Source organism: Acidocella aquatica (genome assembly GCF_030160635.1).
Lineage (GTDB): Bacteria > Pseudomonadota > Alphaproteobacteria > Acetobacterales > Acetobacteraceae > Acidocella > Acidocella aquatica.
In genome coordinates this window covers 72,341-90,500 of record NZ_BSOS01000013.1, presented here as the reverse complement: position 1 = coordinate 90,500, position 18,160 = coordinate 72,341, and the positions used below count along the sequence as shown (strand labels likewise).

12 protein-coding genes are annotated in these 18,160 nt (G+C 66.2%); 3 read left to right on the top strand and 9 right to left on the bottom strand.

Going from position 1 to position 18,160, the window contains the following annotated elements:
* Positions 1 to 14 precede the first annotated feature (14 nt).
* On the bottom strand, positions 15 to 1,538 hold the full coding sequence (locus tag QQJ84_RS04835; protein WP_284256961.1) for a S41 family peptidase: 1,524 nt from the start codon (positions 1,536 to 1,538) through the stop codon (positions 15 to 17).
* The gene (gene rnr / locus QQJ84_RS04830; protein ID WP_408861785.1) at positions 1,535 to 3,748 is read right to left on the bottom strand and encodes a ribonuclease R; all 2,214 of its coding nucleotides are present in this window, start codon (positions 3,746 to 3,748) and stop codon (positions 1,535 to 1,537) included. Before rnr ends, QQJ84_RS04835 begins: the two co-directional genes overlap by 4 nt.
* A 136-nt stretch (positions 3,749 to 3,884) precedes the next feature.
* Between rnr and QQJ84_RS04825 the strand changes: the two genes are divergently transcribed.
* The 3 genes from QQJ84_RS04825 (at position 3,885) to QQJ84_RS04815 (ending at position 9,352) form a co-directional block, all read left to right on the top strand.
* Positions 3,885 to 8,105: a Hint domain-containing protein gene (locus tag QQJ84_RS04825; protein WP_284256959.1), complete on the top strand. Its 4,221-nt coding sequence runs from the start codon at positions 3,885 to 3,887 to the stop codon at positions 8,103 to 8,105.
* Positions 8,106 to 8,232: 127 nt separating this feature from the next.
* Positions 8,233 to 8,847, top strand: coding sequence for a 30S ribosomal protein S4 (gene rpsD, locus QQJ84_RS04820; protein ID WP_284256958.1), 615 nt, complete (start codon positions 8,233 to 8,235; stop codon positions 8,845 to 8,847).
* 130 nt (positions 8,848 to 8,977) lie between these two features.
* Positions 8,978 to 9,352 carry a hypothetical protein gene (locus QQJ84_RS04815; protein ID WP_284256957.1) on the top strand — a complete coding sequence of 125 codons (375 nt, stop codon included), beginning with the start codon at positions 8,978 to 8,980 and terminating at the stop codon, positions 9,350 to 9,352.
* Positions 9,353 to 9,401: 49 nt separating this feature from the next.
* Here the strand turns inward: QQJ84_RS04815 and QQJ84_RS19435 are convergent, their stop codons facing one another.
* The 7 genes from QQJ84_RS19435 to QQJ84_RS04780 form a co-directional block, all read right to left on the bottom strand.
* A complete protein-coding gene (locus tag QQJ84_RS19435; RefSeq protein WP_408861782.1) occupies positions 9,402 to 10,400 on the bottom strand; it encodes a DUF4167 domain-containing protein in 999 nt (332 codons plus the stop codon).
* Positions 10,401 to 10,554: 154 nt separating this feature from the next.
* Positions 10,555 to 11,379 (bottom strand): peptide chain release factor N(5)-glutamine methyltransferase, encoded by an 825-nt coding sequence (gene prmC, locus QQJ84_RS04805; RefSeq protein ID WP_284256956.1) that lies wholly within the window; start codon positions 11,377 to 11,379, stop codon positions 10,555 to 10,557.
* Positions 11,376 to 12,434 carry a peptide chain release factor 1 gene (gene prfA / locus QQJ84_RS04800; RefSeq protein WP_284256955.1) on the bottom strand — a complete coding sequence of 353 codons (1,059 nt, stop codon included), beginning with the start codon at positions 12,432 to 12,434 and terminating at the stop codon, positions 11,376 to 11,378. The genes prmC and prfA overlap by 4 nt, the downstream gene beginning before the upstream one ends.
* Positions 12,431 to 13,654, bottom strand: coding sequence for a histidine--tRNA ligase (gene hisS, locus QQJ84_RS04795; protein WP_284256953.1), 1,224 nt, complete (start codon positions 13,652 to 13,654; stop codon positions 12,431 to 12,433). Before hisS ends, prfA begins: the two co-directional genes overlap by 4 nt.
* 78 nt (positions 13,655 to 13,732) lie before the next feature.
* Complete coding sequence (gene ispG, locus QQJ84_RS04790; RefSeq protein ID WP_284256952.1) at positions 13,733 to 14,857, bottom strand: flavodoxin-dependent (E)-4-hydroxy-3-methylbut-2-enyl-diphosphate synthase; 1,125 nt, start codon at positions 14,855 to 14,857, stop codon at positions 13,733 to 13,735.
* Positions 14,858 to 14,867: 10 nt separating this feature from the next.
* The gene (locus QQJ84_RS04785) at positions 14,868 to 15,803 is read right to left on the bottom strand and encodes a helix-turn-helix domain-containing protein (RefSeq protein WP_284256951.1); all 936 of its coding nucleotides are present in this window, start codon (positions 15,801 to 15,803) and stop codon (positions 14,868 to 14,870) included.
* A 55-nt stretch (positions 15,804 to 15,858) separates the two neighbouring features.
* A complete protein-coding gene (locus QQJ84_RS04780) occupies positions 15,859 to 18,123 on the bottom strand; it encodes a putative PEP-binding protein (protein WP_284256950.1) in 2,265 nt (754 codons plus the stop codon).
* Between the last annotated feature and the right edge of the window lie 37 nt (positions 18,124 to 18,160).

Here is an 18,160-nt window from a genome sequence, read left to right as displayed (position 1 = left end):
ATGGTTGTATCAGGCTATTGCAGCAGCGCCGCCTGATAGGCTTTCGGGGTGGTGAACAGATACCCGGCGGCGGCGAAGTCCTCGTCGGAGCCGGTGTCGGCGGGGCAGGCGTCGCGCACGCTCAAAATAGCATCCACCGAGGCCCCCGCGCGGGTTGCTCGCGCCTGTGCCAGTGCGGGCGCCATCAGGTTCTGGCCCTTTGCCAGGGCGTCCATCTGGGTTTGCAGCCCGGCGGGGCCGAGGCTGGTGCAGACCTGCGGCATCACGCCCAGGCTTTGCAGGGGCCAGCCGCGCGGGGCGAGCACGCGGCTCCAGGTCACGAATAATTCACCGCCATCGGGCAGGGTGGTCACGGTCTGCACCAGCCCTTTGCCCAGAGTCTCGGAGCCCACGACCACGGCGCGGCGGTTGTCGGCCAGAGAGGCGGCGAGAATTTCGGCCGCGCTGGCGGTCTGGCCATCAACGAGCACAACGATGTTGATCCCCCCGGTGAGGTCAGCGCCCTCGGCGTCGAAGGACTGGTCCGCATCCGGGTCGCGCCCGGCGGTTTTTACGATCGCCCCGCTCTGCAACAGCGAATCGGCAACCAATATGGCCTGGCGCAATATGCCGCCGCGGTTGCCGCGCAGGTCCAGCAGCAGCCCGCCGGGCGGCGGTTGCGCGCTCATGGCGGCGGCCAGGGCGGAGGAAAACTGGTTGCCGGTGCCCTTGTTGAACCCCGAGATCTTCAGGGCCAGAATGCCCGGCGCGGGGGGGCTCTCGGCAAACACCGTCTGCGGCGGAATAAACGCGCGTGTGATGGTAACGTCCTGCGGGGCGCCGCCACCCGCGGGGTCCTGCAGTTGCAGCGTGGTGGGGGTGCCGTAAATGCCGTTCATGCTGTCATTAAGGCGGGATATCTCACCCGGATAAACCGGCCTGCCATCCACCTTCAGCACCTGGGCGCCCGCGGTCAGCCCCGCGTCTTCAGCCGGGCCGCCGGCGGCGACGCTGCTGATGACAACCTCGCTCCCCTGCTGCCCAAAGCTCAGCCCCGCGCTGGCGAGGCCGGTGATCATCAACTGGTCCTGCGCGGCCTGCAGCGGTGGTTCGTAGCGCGAATATGGGTCAAAATGGTTGAAAAGCTCGTCGAAGAAACTGGTGATCACCCCTTGCGTGCCGGCCTGTTGCAGCGCCGGGGAGGCGGCATAGGCGGCGCTGGCGACCTGCGCCGCCGCCTTGCCCCAGGCCGTCGCGTCATCAGGGGCGGGGGCGGGGAGGGAGAGGATCAGCTGTTCCGGCCCGTTCAGCATAATCTGGTTGTTCAGCAAGGTGGTACTGAGGTCAGGGTCAAGGGCCGCCAGCCCGTTCAGGCCCCATATGGTCATCTGCGGAATGGTAAGCTGCTGCAGCGCGCGCGGCGCGATATAGGAAAGTGCGGCGCCCCAGACGGAAGCCGCCGTTACCGAGTCGAACACAGGCGCGGCCATGGCCGGGGCATTCCATACGCCGCCCGGCAGGATCACGCAGACAAAAAAGATGACAGCCGCGCGGATCACCTGCGGCGCTTCGATTTGGGTTTGGATTTATGCGCCCCACGGCCTCGCGGCTCAGGGCGCGGGCCGCGCGCGGGCGTGGCATTGGCCGGGGCGAACAGCAGCCCGCCGGTCACGGGGCGTGCTTCCATAAGGCGCACATCCAGCATCTGGGCCAGCTGATAGGTCTTGCGGGACCTCTTGCCGATCAGACTCTGTGCCGCCTCGTCATGCATCCAGAAATCGTCAGGCAGGCTCGCCATGCTCAGGAATCCACTCGCGCCACTCTCAGGTAGGGTGACGAATAGACCGAACTTGGTCACTCCCGATACCCGCGCCGTGAACAACTCTCCCACGCGGTGTTGTAAATACAGCGCCAGATAGCGGTCGGTGGAGTCGCGCTCGGCCAGCGTGGCGCGGCGCTCGGTGGCGGTGATCCGCTGCGCGGTGTCCTCGAACTGTGAAATATCATCCGGCGCCAGGCCATCTTTGCCGAGCTTCAGCCCGGTGATGAGCGCGCGGTGCACCAGCAGATCGGCATACCGGCGGATCGGCGAGGTGAAATGCGCGTATTTGGTGAGCGCCAAGCCGAAATGGCCGATATTCTCAGCGGAATATTCGGCCTGGGACTGGCTGCGCAGGATGGTTTCGTTCACGAGGCTGGATTTGTCCGTACCGGCGACAAGTTTCAACACGCGGTCGAGGTCGCGGGGGTGAATTTGGTCGCCCGCGGCCAAAGAAATATCGAGTGTTGCCAAAAAGGAACGTAAATTGTCGAGCTTCTCAGCGCTGGGCGGCGCATGCACGCGGTACATGCAGGGCAGGCGGCGCTTTTCCAGCTCCTCGGCGGCGCAGACATTGGCCAGGATCATGAATTCCTCGATCAGCCGGTGGCTGTCGAGTCGCGGGCGCGGGGCGATGCTTTGCACCTGGCCGTCCGCACCCAGCACCACCTTGCGCTCGGGCAGGTCCAGATCGAGCGTGCCGCGCGCCTCGCGCGCCGCCTTCAGCGCCGTGAAGGCGGCATAGAGATGCGCATGGTTTTTCGGGTCATCCTCGAATTCCGCCTGCACCTGCTCATAGGTTTTGCGCGCGGCCGAGCGCATCAGCCCGCGGCCGAACTGGTGTGAGAGCTTGGCGCCGTGCACGTCGATATGCATCTCCACGAACAGGCAGCCGCGCTCCTCATGCGGCTTGAGGCTGCACCAGCCGTTGGAGAGCGCCTCGGGCAGCATCGGCACCACCCGGTCGGGGAAGTAGCAGGAGTTGCCGCGCTCCTTCGCGGATTTATCCAGAGCGGAGCCGGGTTTCACATAATGGGCGACATCGGCGATGGCGACGATGAGCCGGTAGCCGTGCGAGGCGGGTTCGGCGAACACGGCATCGTCAAAGTCGCGGGCGTCCGCGCCGTCAATGGTGATGAGCGGCACCTCGCGTAAATCGGTGCGTTTGCCCAGCGGCGCGGCCTTGGCTTTTTCGGCTTCCTTCACCGCGGCGTCGGGGAAGTCCATGGGGATGCCATGCGTCGCAATGGCGATCAGGCTGACCGAGCGCGCATCGGTGATCGAGCCCAGCCGCTCGGTGATGCGCGCGGGTTTGGGCCCCATGAACTTGGCGCCGGGCAGGGGTTCTGCGCGCACGATCTCGCCGGCCAGCGCGCCCAAGGTCTCGCCCAGAGGCACCACCCATTCGGATTTCTGGCGCCGGTCGGTGGGCTCAATGCGCCCGCCCTGGGGTGTGGGGTGGAACACGCCGACGATGCCGCCGGCCTGCTCGGCCAGGCGCTTGAGGGTGCGGCCCTCGTATTTATCGCCGCCGATCTGCTTGAGCCGCGCCAGCACCCGCGCGCCCGGCGCCAGCGCCGCCTGGCCGCGCGCCTCGGCATGCATGAAGATGATCGGCGGACGGCCGGGGCCATCCCACGCCACCGGGCGGGCCAGGGCTTCGCCGTCGCGATCGATCCCGGTGACTTCCACCACCGCCGTCTCCGGCAGCCGCCCGGCCTCCACGAATTTTTTGCGCCCGGCGCGTTCCACCACGCCATCGGCTTCCAGCGATTTCATCAGCCCGCGCAGGGCCTTCTTGTCGTCGGGCTTCACCCCAAAGGCGCGCGCCACCTCACGCAGCCCCACGGTCTGCGGGGCTTCCTTCAGGAACGCCTTGATCGTCTCCCGGCTCGGCAGGGCCGATGGGTTTTCAGCTTTGGCGCGGGGCTTTTTATGCACGGTTTTCATGCTGCACAGTATGGGGCCTAGCCGGACGCGCCACCATAACCGCATGTGCGATTCCCGGAATAATTACTTTGGGCATGAATTTCTGGAGATTCTATATTAAGTTGTGGTAATTCCGATTGGCGTATAACTTGCGGTTGTGTCCACCAGCCTGAACATCAACGCGCCCGCGACCCTCACCGTGCTGGGCGGCAACGCGGTGTTATCCTCGATGGCCAACACGCCGCCCGGCGCAATTGTGGTCACTGACCCCGCCAGCCCCGGCACGCTCAATGTGCAAATCATCGCGGGGAATTCCGGCGCGGCGCTCTCCGCCAGCTCCCTCGGCGGCGCCACGGTGGCGGCCAACGGCAACACGCTGAGCCTGAGCGGCACGGCGCTGCAGGTGAACACCGCTCTGGCGAGCCTGGAGGTGAACGAGCCCGCGACCCTCAGCCGCGATGTGTTGACCCTTACGGCCAGCGACCCGCTGGCCCTGGCCGCGCAGACCAACATCATGGTTGATATCGTGCCGCAGGCCGGCCCGGCCTTCGCCGCGCCGCCGCGCATTGTCACCATCCAGGCGAACACGCTGGACAGCATCGCGGGGATGCTTCTCAGCGACCCCATCGCCAGCGGCCTCGCGGCGATGGGGCTGGGCACGCAGGAAACACTCACGCTTGATTTATCAGTTGCCTCGGGAATTTTGTTGCTGCCGGGCTACACCAGCGCCAGCGGCATCGCCGCCAGCGGGCTTGGCACGGGCACCATCGCGCTGAGCCTCACCGCCAACGGCATAGGCGCGCTCAACACCCTGCTTGCCGGGCTGGCCTTCGTGGGGCCGAAAATCACCGGCGGCGAGCATCTGTATTATGCGTTGCGCCAAGTCTCCGGCCCGCTGCCCACGGCGCTGACCTACGGCAACATCTTCCTCAACATCATCGGCACGGCAGGCAGCGGCGCCACGCTCACCGCCGGTTCGCAAACGGTGCTGACAACCGGCGGCACGCTGGGCGGCGTGCCTGGCGGCATCACCACGGCTCTCGCCGGCGCCACGGCCCCCGGCGGCCTAGCCATTACACCTGATTCCAGCCTCCAACTACCCTACAGCGCCCTCACCCTGGGCGGCACCAGCTATGATTATGGCACGCTCGGCGCCGCCAGCCTTAATCTGGCGGGTACGCTGGTGGTAGCGGGCAGCGCCACACTTGGCGGCCCGCTCGCGCTTGGCACGGCGGGGCTGCTGGATTTCAACGGCCTGCTGGTGGCGGGCAACGCCGAGACGCTGAATAACCAGCTGGAAATCTCTCTGGCGGCGGGTGGCGTGCTCACCGGCAACGGCACGCTCCTGGCGGGAAATTTCTCTGAATCCGGGATGATCGCCGGGCCGGGCACCATCGCGGCGCTGGGCGGGGAGACCCTGCTGCTGGCGGCGGGCAGCATCGGCGGCGGCGCGGCGCTTCAGGTTGCCTCCGGCGGGGCCATGGTGCTGGGGCCGCTCTCGCCGCTTTATGGCATATTCAATGCCACGCCGGTCACCATCGATAATTCGGTGACGCTGAATTTTGTTAACAGCGCCGGGGCTGGCGTCACCGGCGGCTATGCCGGCACGCTGGGCGGCGCTGGCGGGGCGTTTGTCATCAATGGGCCGCAGGCGTTCTCGGGCAGCATCACCGGCTTTGCCCCCGGCGACCAGCTGATCTTTCCGGGCCTCTCGAATTTCAGCATCTACAACATCACCGCCGGTTCCTTCGCGGTGGGCGGGCAGGATGCCAGCGGCAGCACCGTCTCCTACGAAATCCACGCCGCCATCCCCAGCGGCACCGCGCTCGCCGCCGGGGTGGACGCCCAGGGCGACCCATCGGTGTTTCTGCGTCCGGCCGCGCCAACCATCGTCACCGCTGGGGTTTTCGCGGCCAGTGCTGGTGTGGCGCAACCGCTGCAGGGCATCGCGCTGCAGCTTGGCACGGGCACCACGCAGAGCCTGAGCCTGACTCTTGCCGCCGCCAACGGCCTTCTTAGCAATGGCAGCGTCCCGGCGGCGCAGATCACGCTGACCGGCGCCAACATTGCGGCCCTCAACACAGAACTGGCGGGGCTCACCTATACCGGCACCGGCCTGGCCGACACGCTCACCCTCACCAGCGCCAGCGCGGCGCTCGGCGGATTGGCGGATAATATCTACATAACCGCCGCCGCGCCCGGTGTGGTCAACGGCCTCGGCGGTGCCGCCTTCAGCGAGGGGCAGACCGCCTCCTTTGGCCTTACCGGCGGCGTCTCGCTGTTCAGCCAGCCCGCCGCCCCCGGCGCGTTGCTGGTGGACGGCTCCACGGATTTTACCGCGCCGCTTCAGGCCAACGGCATTTCCGGCACCGCCCTGGTGGTGGAGGACAACGCAACGGCGATTTTTGACTCCAGCGCCACCGTGGCGCTGGGCGGCGATGTCACCATTGGCGATGCCAATGGCGCTGGCACGCTGGGCGTTCTCGCGCAGGCCTTCTCCGCCAGCGGCAACATGACCCTGGGTGGCAACGCCGCCACGGGGAGCGATGCCTATGTATTTGGCGGGCTTGGCCTGGGCGGCTCGCTGGCCATTGACGCGGGCGGGCAGTTTGCCCTGGCCGGCAGCCTGAATGCCGCCGCCGCCATGGTGGCCGCCGGGGGGACATTTTTCGCCTACGGCAATGCCAGCGCGCAACTCGGCTTGCTCGCCGATGCGGGCAACATCATCCTGAATGGCGCCGCCCGCGCGGCGGCCACGAGCCTGGATTTATCCGGCGCGCTCTCCCTGGGCGGCACCGCCAGCCTGGGGACCACCGGCAGCCTGAACATGAGCGGCACCAGCACGTTGCAGATCGGCGCCGGGGCCAGTTTGCAGGCGGCAACAATCGCGCAAGCGCAAGGTGTCATCACCGATTCCGGCCTGCTTGCCGCCACCGGCAGCCTCGGCGCGGCGGGCACGATCCTGCTCACAGGCGGCACGCTGGATGCGGCTTCCCTCACCAATACCGGCACGCTGGCGGGCTACGGCGTCCTCAACGCCGCAAGCCTCACCAATAATGGCGTGATCCTGGCGCAGGGCGGCGCGCTGATCCTGGGCGGCACGGTCAACAATGCCGCCCACATAACGGTGATGGCCTCGGCGGCGCTGGATGTAACCGGCGATTTTTCCGGCGCGGTGATCACCTTCATGGGCGGCGATGCGATGATCACGCTGGACGACCCGGCGCGCTTTTCCGCCAGCGTGGCGAACATGGCCGCCACCGACGCGATTGATCTGGTAGGGGTGGCGCCGGGGCTGGTGAACTGGTCCGGCGGCACGCTCACCATCGCCAACAGCCAAAGCCCGCTTGCCGCCACGGTGGCGTTGCAGATCGCGGCGGGGGAACCCGCGTTCAGCGTTCTCTCCGATGGTGCTGGCGGCGCGCTCATCACCCTGGGCGGCACGCTCCCCTGTTTCGCGCGCGGTGCGCGCCTGCTCACCCCGCATGGCTACCGCGCGGTGGAGGAACTCAAACCCGGCGACCCGCTGATAACCGCCGCCGGGGCGCGCCGCCCGGTGCGCTGGATCGGCCGGCGCACGCTCGACCTTGGCCCCAGCGCCGCGCGCGATGGCCTGCCGGTACTCATCCTGCCCAACGCCTTTGGGCCGGGCCAGCCCGCGCGCCCGTTGCGGCTCTCGCCCTCGCATTGTGTTTATGCCGGAGGGGTGCTGATCCCGGCGGCGCAGCTGGTTAACGGCGCCACCATTTTGCGCGAGCGAACCGCCCCGGCGATGACCTATTACCATGTGGAGCTGGACCGCCACGACATTTTGCTGGCCGAGGGGCTGCCCTGCGAGTCTTATTTTGACGATGGTAACCGCGGCGCGCTGTATCATGAAACAGGGCGCCGCTCACCGGCGCGCAAGCCTTTCGCGCCGGTCATCACGCGCGGGGCGCGGCTGGCGGCGGTGCGCGCGCGGCTGCATGCAATCGCCCTGGGGCAGGGGTTTTCGCTCACCTACTGGCCAAGCCTGCGCGCGGTGGCGGCGGGGTATACCGCCATCCCCGAGATCAGCGCCGCGCGGCGCGGGCGGCTGGCGCGCTTCATCTTCCCCGTCCCCGTGCGCGCGGTCACGCTGCTTTCCGCGGTCTCCTCCCCGGCCGATACCGACCCCGCCTGCGAGGACCGGCGCGAGCTTGGCGTGTGTCTTGATCTGGTGGCGGGCATGGAGCTGGGGCAAGGGTTCTACCCGCGCGGCGCGCAGGACGATGGGGTGTGGACGGGGCGCGCCGCCACCTTGAACCTGCCGCGCGCGGCGGCGGATTTCACCCTGCCGCTGGCCGCCATCGCGCAAAGCTGGGTCAAGCCGGTTGACGCCAAAGCCGCCCCAGCGTAGGAGGCGGGCTCGTTGCCGGGAACGTGGACAGGCGGTGGTCGCCTGCGCCCGCTCTTATTTGCATTTGCAGCTTTGCAGATGCCGAAAAGAGACTATCGGCGGAATTTTAACAAGAAAGGCAAGCGCCGTGACCAAGCGCACTGAGAGTAAGTATAAGATTAACCGCCGTTTGGGCGTTAACCTGTGGGGCCGCGCGAAGTCGCCGGTCAACAAGCGTGAGTACGGCCCCGGCCAGCATGGCCAGCGCCGCAAGAAGCCGTCTGACTACGGCGTGCAGCTCATGGCGAAGCAGAAGCTGAAGGGCTACTACGGTAACATCTCCGAAAAATCCTTCTACAAATATTACGAGGAAGCCGTGCGCCGTAAGGGCGACACGTCTGAAAACCTCATCGAGATCCTGGAGCGCCGCCTCGACGCCGTGATCTACCGCCTGAAGTTCGCAGTCACCCCGTTCGCCGCGCGCCAGTTCGTCAGCCACGGCCACGTGACCGTCAACGGCCAGAAGGTGAACATCCCGTCCTACATGGTCAAGGACAATGACGTGATCGAGGTGCGCGAGAAATCCAAGCAGCTCGCCGTTGTGCTCGACGCCGCCCAGTCCTCCGAGCGCGATGTGCCGGAGTATATGGAAGTTGACCACCGCGCCATGAAGGGCAAGTTCCTGCGTACCCCCAAGCTGGCCGATGTGCCTTTCCCGGTGCAGATGGACCCGAACCTGGTGGTGGAATTCTACTCGCGTTAAATTCCGCGCAAAGCGTATCACGAAAACGGCACCTTCGGGTGCCGTTTTTGTTAGGTGGCGGTTACATGCGCGAAATTCCGGCGTTACAGCCGCCCGCTAAAGGGGAGGCTCTGACTTTAAGGAGATTTCCATGCGCCGTATTGCCCTTGCCGCCCTGCTCAGCCTGACTGTTCTGCCCGGCCTCGCCATCGCGCAGGCCGCACCTAACCCGCCACCGCCCGGCCCCGGCATGATGGGCGGGCCGGGGTGGCGCCATGATGGCCGCCAGCCCGAGGATCCGGCCGCCTTCCTGATGAAATTTTACGCAGCCAACACCACGCATGACGGCCATCTGACCCTGGCGCAGGCGAAGGCCGCCGATCTGGGGCCGATCGCGGGGCATTTTACCGAAATTGACACCAAACATCTTGGCTACATAACGCCGTATGACATCGAAGCATGGCGCCTGGATAATATCGCAACGCATTTGGAGCAGCGAGCCAGCCAGCTGCGTGCCGAGGATTAAACAATAAGGGCGTTCATTTTTTGGATGAACGCCCTCAAATTTTCGTAATTTATTCTTTGGCTTTTGCCGTATCGGGCTTGACCAGCCTTGGCCGCCCACGAGGGCGGGCGACGCGCGGCGCCTCCACCGGGGTCAACTCCAGTTGCGGCGCCGCGGCCGGTGGCGGGGTTACCACGCGCGGCGCCGCGCGCGGCGTTGCGGCCGGTGCGGCCGGTGGCGGTGCCTTGGCAATGATGGGGATCGGTTTCGGCTCGGGCGCCTGAACCACTGGCGCCTGAACCACAGGTTTCTGAACCACAGGGGTCTGAACGGCCGGGGCCTTAAGCACCGGGGCCGCCATGATCGCCGGTTGCTCGCCGATTCCAGCCGGCTCACCCACGGCGGCGGCTAATTCAGCCTCCAGCGCGGAGCTAATGTCGATTCGCATATCCACCACCGGCTCGGGGCGCGGCTGGCGTTCCGGGCGCTCGTGGCGATCCTGCCGGTCTTGCCGTTCAGGCCGGTCCTGGCGCTGGAATTCGGGCTTCTGGCGCGGCTCGTAGGGGCGCTGCTCAAACCGGCGCGGCTCCTGTTGCCGGTTTTCCTGCTGGCGGTTCTCCGGGCGGGCTTCCACCGGTTGATCCCCATCGGCGGGTTCGCGGCGCTGGTAGTCACCCTGGTTGCCCTGCTGCGGCTGATAGTTGCCGCGCTCCTGGCCCTGGATGGACTGCTGCCCGCCCTGTTGCCCGCCTTGGGCCGGGTTGGGCTGCGTGTTAGGCACGCCCTGCGCCTGGTTGATGGCGCTGATGATGCGGAAATAATGTTCGGCGTGCTGGTAATAGGCCTCGCCCAACACCCGGTCGCCATTGCTGGAGGCGTCGCGCGCCATCTGCTGATATTTTTCGTAGAGCTGCTGCGCCGTGCCCCGCACCCGCATCTCGGGGCCTGAGCTGTCAAAAACATGGTTGCGGTTCAGCGGAATTCCATTTTGCTGGTTGCGGAACCCGCCGCCACCACCGCCACCGCCGCCAGCATTAGGGCGATGGTTGCGGCCACGCATGCGCTTCATATTCATATGCTCTCGTCTATCCTCGTAAGATTGCTTGCACGGCGGGGCGCGTTAGCACCACCAAACCCAAAGCGGCCTCGTAAATCACCGAGACTCGAGGCCAATCAGCCCGCGCGCCCCGTGCTTAGCCTTATCCGCGCATTATGCCAAATGTTTATTTGCACCGCGTCAAAATAATAGCGCGGGGCACCCCGCCCAGATCTGCACGAGTCGTGGCGTTAAACCCCGCCTGTTGCGCCAGCGCGGTTACCAATGTTGCCTGCCCCACCCCTAATTCAAGCACCGCGGCACCTTCGGCGCCAAGCAGGCGGGGCAGGGCGGCTATGATCCTGCGGTAGGCGTCCAGCCCTTCGGCGCCGCCGTCCAGCGCGCTGGCGGGCTCAAACCGCGCGACTTCGGGCATCAGGGCCGCAATATCCGCGCCGGGAATATAGGGGGGGTTGCTTAAGACCAGATCGAAAGTGCCGTTCAGCGCCGCGCCCCAATCGCCGGCGCAAAACGCCGCCCGGTTGGCCAGGCCCAGGGTTTTCGCGTTGCCGGCCGCCAGCGCGGCGGCGGCGGGGGAAATATCAACCCCCACACCAAAGGCCGCCGGGAATTCGCTGAGCACCGCCAGCAGCAGGCAGCCGGTGCCGGTGCCAAGGTCGAGCACGCGGGCAGGCGTGATGCCCAGTGCCAGCACAGCCTCCACCAAGGTCTCGGTATCGGGCCGCGGGATCAGCGTGGCGGGGGAGACGGCGAAGTCTAACCCCCAGAACTCCTTGCGGCCGAGAATATAGGCCAGCGGCTCACGCGCTTCGCGCCGCGCCACCAGCGGCTCAAACCGTTGCGGGTCCACCGCCTCCAGCAACAACAATCCGGCGGCGCTAACACCCTGGGTGGCGGCCAATATCAGCCGCGCCTCGCGCCGTGGCTCCTCTATGCCCGCCTCGGCCAGCCGCGCCGCAATCGCGGCCAGCGCCGTGGCCGTGGGGATCACTGGTTGTCAGCCGCCAGCCGCGCCGCCTGGTCCTCGGCGATCAGCGCGTCGATGATGTCATCCATTTCGCCTTGCATGATACGGTCGATCTTGTGCAGGGTCAGGTTGATGCGGTGGTCGGTGACGCGGCCCTGCGGGAAGTTGTAGGTGCGGATGCGCTCGGAGCGGTCGCCGGTGCCGACCTGGGATTTACGGTCGGCCGCGCGGGTGGCGTGCAGCGAGGAGCGCTGCTGCTCATACATGCGCGCGCGCAAAATCTTCATCGCCTTGGCCTTGTTTTTATGCTGGCTGCGTTCCTCCTGCATGGCCACCACGATGCCGGTGGGAATATGCGTGATGCGCACGGCGGATTCGGTTTTATTCACATGCTGGCCGCCAGCGCCCGAGGCGCGGTAGACATCGATGCGCAGATCGCCCTCGTTGACTTCAACGTCGACTTCCTCGGCTTCGGGCAACACCGCGACGGTTACGGTGGAGGTGTGGATGCGCCCCTGTGTCTCAGTCGCGGGAACGCGCTGCACGCGGTGGACGCCGGATTCAAACTTCAGCTTGGAGAAGACTGACTTGCCGGTGATCTCGGCAATGCCCTCCTTCAACCCGCCAAGCTCGTTCTCGCCATATTCCATGACCTCGAATTTATAGCCGTGCAGGCCGGAATATTTCTGGTAGGCCTGGAAGAGTTCGGCGGCGAAGAGGGCGGCTTCATCCCCACCCGCCGCCGGGCGGATTTCCAGGATGGCGGAGCGGTCGTCCATTTCATCCTTGGGCAACAGCGCCAGGCGCAGCGCCATTTCCAGCTCGGGGATCTGCTGCTTCAAATCTTCCAGCTCGGCGGCTGCCAGTTCCTTCATCTCCGGGTCGGCCAGCAGGCTCTGCGCCTCGGCCTGGGCCTGTTCGGCGGCGCGCAGTTCGGCGATCCGCTCCTCGATTGGCGTCAGCTCGGAGAGTTCCTTCGAGGCTTTTACGAACGCATCGCCCGCCAGCGTGCCGGAGAGCATGAAGCGCAGCTCCTCGGCCCGTGAGAGGATACGATCGAGCTTGTGGTCAAAACTCATGAACGCAACAGTCCTGGGAGGTCGGAGAATAATACATCCTGCTGCGAGCCGTCGGCGAGGTTTTTCAGTTTGATATCCTCGCCCACCAGCACGGCGAATTTCGCGCCTGATTTATTGGCGCGCTCCAGCCGCTTCTTCGCGTTGCCCGCATAGGCGATTTCGGCGGCGATGCCGATGTCGCGCAGGGATTTCAGAATGTTCAGGGCCGTGCCATGATATTCCTCGTTCATCGGAATGATCGCAGCCGGGCGATGCAAAATTTCCGGCGCCGCGATGAGCATGGAGAGCCGCTCAATCCCCGCCGCCCAGCCGACGCCAGGCACACTCGGGCCACCCATCTGTTCGACCAGGCCGTCATAACGCCCGCCCGCCAGCACCGTGCCCTGCGCGCCAAGCGCCGTGGTCACGAATTCAAAGGCGGTGTGGTTGTAATAGTCCAAACCGCGTACGATGCGGGGGTTCTCGGTGAAGGGAACACCGAAGGCCGTGAGCGTTGATTTCAATCCGTTGTAGAATTCAGCCGCGGCTTGGGAGAGATGATCGTGGATCAGCGGCGCATGCGCCACCAGTTTCTGGTCGCCCTCGTCCTTGGAATCCAGGATGCGCAGCGGGTTTTTCTCAAGCCTGGTTTTGCTCTCCGCTGAGAGGCTCTCGGCATGTTCGGAGAAATAGGCGACCAGCGCGGCGCGGTAGTTGTTGCGTGACTCAGTGTCTCCCAGCGTGTTGATATGCAGCTCCACGCTTGCGGCGATGCCCAGATCGTTGAGAATTTGCCAGCCGGCGGCGATAACTTCCGCATCCGCCAGCGGCGTCGCGGGGCCGAGAAGCTCAACGCCGATCTGGTGAAACTGCCGGTAGCGGCCTTTTTGCGGGCGCTCATAGCGGAACATCGGCCCGGCGTAGAAAACCTTTTGCGGCAGGGTTTGCGTGAGCCCGGCGGTGATCAGCGCGCGGCACACGCCAGCCGTGCCCTCGGGGCGCAATGTCACGGAATCACCGCCGCGATCCTCAAAGGTATACATCTCCTTGGTCACGACATCGGAGGTCTCCCCCAGCGTGCGTGAGAAAACCTTGGTGTCCTCAAAGATGGGCGTCTGCCACTCATTAAAGCCATAAAGCGCGGTGACGCGCCGGGCCGTTTCGAGGACATGCGCGTGCCGGGCAGCGTCTTCGCCGATGAGATCGCGGGTGCCGCGCACGGGTTGCAGGGGAGGGGCCATGATTTTCAAACCAACCTATAAAATAAAAATGCCGGAGCCAGCAGGCTCCGGTTTAATACAAACGCGCGAAAACCTTAGCTACTGCGCGGCGAGTTTGGCCGCGCTCAGCTCCGCTTCCACCTGCGCCGCCTTGGCTTCCACCAGTTCGACGATGTGGTTCACCATGTCGCCGCCGTCGATCGTGTGGTCGGTTTTGCCGGCCGCGTAGATCATGTGCTTGCCGTTGCCGCCGCCGGTCAGGCCGAGGTCGGTCATCAGCGCCTCGCCGGGGCCGTTGACCACGCAGCCGATGATGGAGAGCGTGATCGGCGTTTTGATATGGGCGAGGCGCTCTTCCAGCGTTTCAACGGTCTTGATGACATTAAAGCCCTGGCGCGCGCAGGAGGGGCAGGAAATGATGCGCACGCCACGATGGCGGATGCCGAGCGATTTGAGAATATCCCAGCCGACCAGCACTTCTTCCTCGGGTTCGGCCGAGAGCGAGACGCGCATGGTATCGCCCACGCCCGCCCATAGCAGCGAGCCAAGGCCGATGGAGGATTTCACCGTGCCCGCGCGCTTGCTGCCCGCCTCGGTGATGCCGATGTGCAGCGGATGGTCGCACACGTCGGCCAGTTGCTGATAGGCCGCCACGGCCATGAAAACGTCAGATGCCTTCACCGAGATTTTGAACTCATGGAAGTCGTGGTCCTGCAAAATCTTGGCGTGCTCGAGTGCGGATTCCACCAGCGCCTCGGGGTTCGGCTCGCCATATTTCTCCAGCAGGTGGCGCTCCAGGCTGCCCGCGTTCACGCCGATGCGCATGGAACAGTTATGGTCGCGCGCCGCCTTAATCACATCGCGCACGCGCTCCGGCGAGCCGATGTTGCCGGGGTTGATGCGCAAACATGCAGCGCCCGCCTGCGCCGCCTCGATGCCGCGCTTGTAGTGGAAATGGATATCCGCGACGATCGGCACGTTCACCTGGGCGATGATATGCTTCAGCGCCGCCGTGCTCTCCTCATCGGGGCAGGAGACGCGTACAATATCCACCCCGGCGGCCTCGGCGCGCAAAATCTGCGCCACCGTGCCGTCAATGTCGGTGGTGAGCGTGTTGGTCATGGTCTGCACGGAGATCGGCGCATCGCCGCCGACCTTCACATTGCCAACGCTTATCTGGCGGGACTTGCGGCGGGTAATCTGCTGGTATTCACGGTAGTTCATGGCAATTCCTTTAGTTGGCCGCTGGCGGCGCGGCTGGCTTTGCCGCTGGCGGTGTCAGAGCGTAATTGTGCAATACGGCGCCCACGGCGCCCAGGGGCGCGCCGGCCTTGCCGTTTATGGCAATCTCGGTGCCACCGGCGTTCCCTGCGGTCATGGTCAGCCCGGCTTCGTCGGGCACGGGCCAGCTGTCTCCGGCATGCAGCACCTTGCTGAAGAGTATGGTGCCGGTGGCGTCGCTCACTTCAACCCAGGTGTCGGCCGTGGCGAGTATAACCTGTCCATTGTCAGGTGTTGCAACCGGCGCAACGGCTGGTTGCACCAGTTGCGCGGGGGAGGGTGCAACCTCTGCCGGTGGCGAGGCGGGGGGCGGTGTAACCGCCACGGCTGGGGCAGGTGCCGCCGTGGCCGCGGGGGGCGTGCCCGGGGGTGCTGGTGTTGGTGGAGGGGTTGGCGGTTTGGGCGGCACGGCCAGCGGGGCGAGTTCAACCGGCACGCTGGGCACGGCGGCGGCCATGCGGCGTTCCTTTTCGGTGTGCAGATACCAAAGCCCATAGCCCGCCAGCACCAGCACCACGCCGAGCAGCGCGATCGCCCCGGTGGGCACGCCGCGGTCGGGCACGGGGGCCAGGAATTTAAGCTCCGCCTTGGGCAGCTCGCCCATGCTGCCCGCCTCGCGGAAGCGGCGCAGAATTTCCTCGGGGTCCAGCCCCAGGCTTTGCGCGTAGGTGCGGATAAACCCGGTTTGATACGCAGGCCCCGGCAGGGCGCCGATGTCGCCGCGTTCGATCGCTTCAAGATATGGCAGGCGGATGCGCAGCCCCTCGGCCACCTCGGGCAATTTCCAGCCCAGCCGCTCACGCACGCTACGAAGGCCAGCGCCCACCTGGGCGGCTGCCTGTGGCTGGTCGGTTTGCGTCATGTCGATCCCGGCAATCTCGTTTGGCATTCTGCGGCGCTTTGTATACCGCCCCGGCGCTTTGCGCTACCGCCGCCCGCGCAGGTCAAACCGGCAGGTTATGTTCGCGCGCCCAGGCGGTCAGCGGTTCGCGGATGCTCCCGCCCGCCGCACCCGAGCGCCGCAATTCGCGCAGCACCGGCCGCAGCTCGTTCAGGTCCGCCTCCACCAGCAGCGCCTTGACCGGCAAAATGGCGTTGCCTGACATTGAGAGCGTGCGTACGCCCATGGCGGCGAAAACCAGCGCATCCATCGGCCGGCCCGCCGCCTCGCCGCAGACTGAAAGCGGAACCCCGGCCTCGTTGCAGGCGGCCACCAGCCGCTCCAGCATTTCCAGCACGGGGGAGGAGAGGGTGTCATACCGCTCGGCCAGCTCCGGCGTGCCGCGGTCGGCGGCGAAGAGGAACTGCATGAGGTCGTTGGTGCCGACCGAGACGAAGTCAGCCTCCGCCAGCAGCCCCGGCAGTTGGAACAACAGGGCGGGAACCTCCAGCATGGTCCCGGCCTCCAGCCTTTCCGGCACCGGGCGGATGCGCGCGGCCTCAGCCTCCAGCAGGTCGCGCGCGGCGCGGAATTCCTCCACCGTGGCGACCATGGGGAACATCACCGAAAGTGGACGGCCCTGCGCCCCCAGCAGCAGCGCGCGCAATTGGCGGCGCAAAATCGCCGGGCGGTCCAGCCCCACGCGCAACGATCGCCAGCCCATGGCCGGGTTTTCCTCGCCCCCGCTGGCCTCGCCGGGCAGTAATTTATCGGCCCCCAGGTCGAGCGTGCGGAACATCACGGGCCGCCCGCCCGCGCGGTCCATCACGCGGCCGTATTCCGCCGCCTGACCCGCGACATCGGGGATGCCGCCCGCCGCCAGGGCGGCGATTTCGGTGCGATACAGGCCGATGCCATCAGCCCCGGTGCGCTCCAGCTGGTCCAGCTCCAGCGCCAGGCCGACATTGAGCATCAGGCTCATTGCGGTGCCGTCGCGGGTGATGGCGGGGAGGTCCCGGTAGGCGGAGAGTGCCGCCGCGCGGACGGAGCGGGCGGCCAGTGCGCGGTCATAAACCTGCAATACCTCTGGTTCGGGGCGCAGGATCAGGGTTGCCCCTTCGGCATCCAGCAGCGCGTCGTCACCTTCCTGCGCGGCCTCCACCGCGCCGCGCTCCACGGCCAGCGCGGGCAGGCCCAGGGCGCGGGCCAGAATCGCGGCGTGGCCGGAGGCGCTGGCCTCCTCGATCGCCACCCCCGCAATGCCGCGCGCGTGCCAGTCCAGCAGGTCCGCCGGGCCGAGGCGGCGCACCAGCAGGATCATGCCGCCAGCGCGCTCGGGCTTGGGCGCCATGCCGCCCAGCGCCACCATCAGGCGGCCGATCATGTCTTCGATGTCAGCCAGTTTCTCGCGCAGATAAGGGTCGGCGATGCGGCGCATACGTTCGCGCAGATTTTGCGCCACTTTGTCCACGGCGGTTTCGGCGGTCAGCCCGTCGCCAATGGCCTGGCGCACCTGGGTCAGCCAGCCGGCTGATTGCGTGACCATGCGGTAGGCATCCAGCACGTCGCGCGGGGCGCTGCCGCCGGGCAGGGTGGAGGTGATCAGCCCGTCCAGGCTTTTGTTGGCCGTCTCCACGGCCTTTTCCAGCCGCGCCAGCTCGGCGGCGGGGTCATCGGTGAGCAGCTTGGCGATGGGTGGCGAGGCGCCATAAGGCAGGATTTTACCGCGCGCGATGCCCGAGGAGAGCACATGCCCGGCATAGCGGCGCGGCAGGCGGGCGGAGAAGCCCTCCTCGGAGAGATTTGTCGCCCCGGCGCGCGCCAGAATTTCGGCCAGCAGCATGGCCACGGTGGCCACCACCTCGACCTCAACCGGGGCGAATACCCGGGCCTCGCGCGACATCATCGCGATGACGCCGAGAATGCGCCCCGCGCGTTTCACCGGCATCGCCAATGTGGAAGCGAACGCCTCCTCACCCAGCTCGGCGCGGTAGACATAGCGCGGGTGGTTCTGCGCATCGGGCAGGTTCAGCGCGTCGCCGGAGGCAGCGACCATGCCGACAATGCCCTCGCCCAGGCGCAGGCGCGTATGGCCAACGGCGCTGACATTCAGCCCATAGGTGGCGGCCAGCTCAAGCACCTCGCCGGGCCGGGCGACATAGATGACGCAGGCATCGGCGGGGAGTTCCTGCGCCAGCAGCTCGGCGATATCGGGCAGGCTCGCGGTGCCAGCCGCCAGAGCTTCCCGCAGCCGGGCGAACAACTGCCGTGTGTCACCGAATTTCGGTTTTCTGCGCCGGTGCTGCCTGGGGGGAGTCTCGCTGGTCATGACGCTATCTTGCCATGTAAAAGAGGCAAAAATCAGC

Coding starts and splice junctions, on each gene's coding strand:
- ispG (WP_284256952.1), bottom strand. CDS start 14,857: ATGAACTACCGTGAATACCAGCAGATTACCCGCCGCAAGTCCCGCCAG.
- QQJ84_RS04785 (WP_284256951.1), bottom strand. CDS start 15,803: ATGCCAAACGAGATTGCCGGGATCGACATGACGCAAACCGACCAGCCA.
- hisS (WP_284256953.1), bottom strand. CDS start 13,654: ATGGCCCCTCCCCTGCAACCCGTGCGCGGCACCCGCGATCTCATCGGC.
- QQJ84_RS04815 (WP_284256957.1), top strand. CDS start 8,978: ATGCGCCGTATTGCCCTTGCCGCCCTGCTCAGCCTGACTGTTCTGCCC.
- rnr (WP_408861785.1), bottom strand. CDS start 3,748: ATGAAAACCGTGCATAAAAAGCCCCGCGCCAAAGCTGAAAACCCATCG.
- QQJ84_RS19435 (WP_408861782.1), bottom strand. CDS start 10,400: ATGAAGCGCATGCGTGGCCGCAACCATCGCCCTAATGCTGGCGGCGGT.
- prfA (WP_284256955.1), bottom strand. CDS start 12,434: ATGAGTTTTGACCACAAGCTCGATCGTATCCTCTCACGGGCCGAGGAG.
- QQJ84_RS04780 (WP_284256950.1), bottom strand. CDS start 18,123: ATGACCAGCGAGACTCCCCCCAGGCAGCACCGGCGCAGAAAACCGAAA.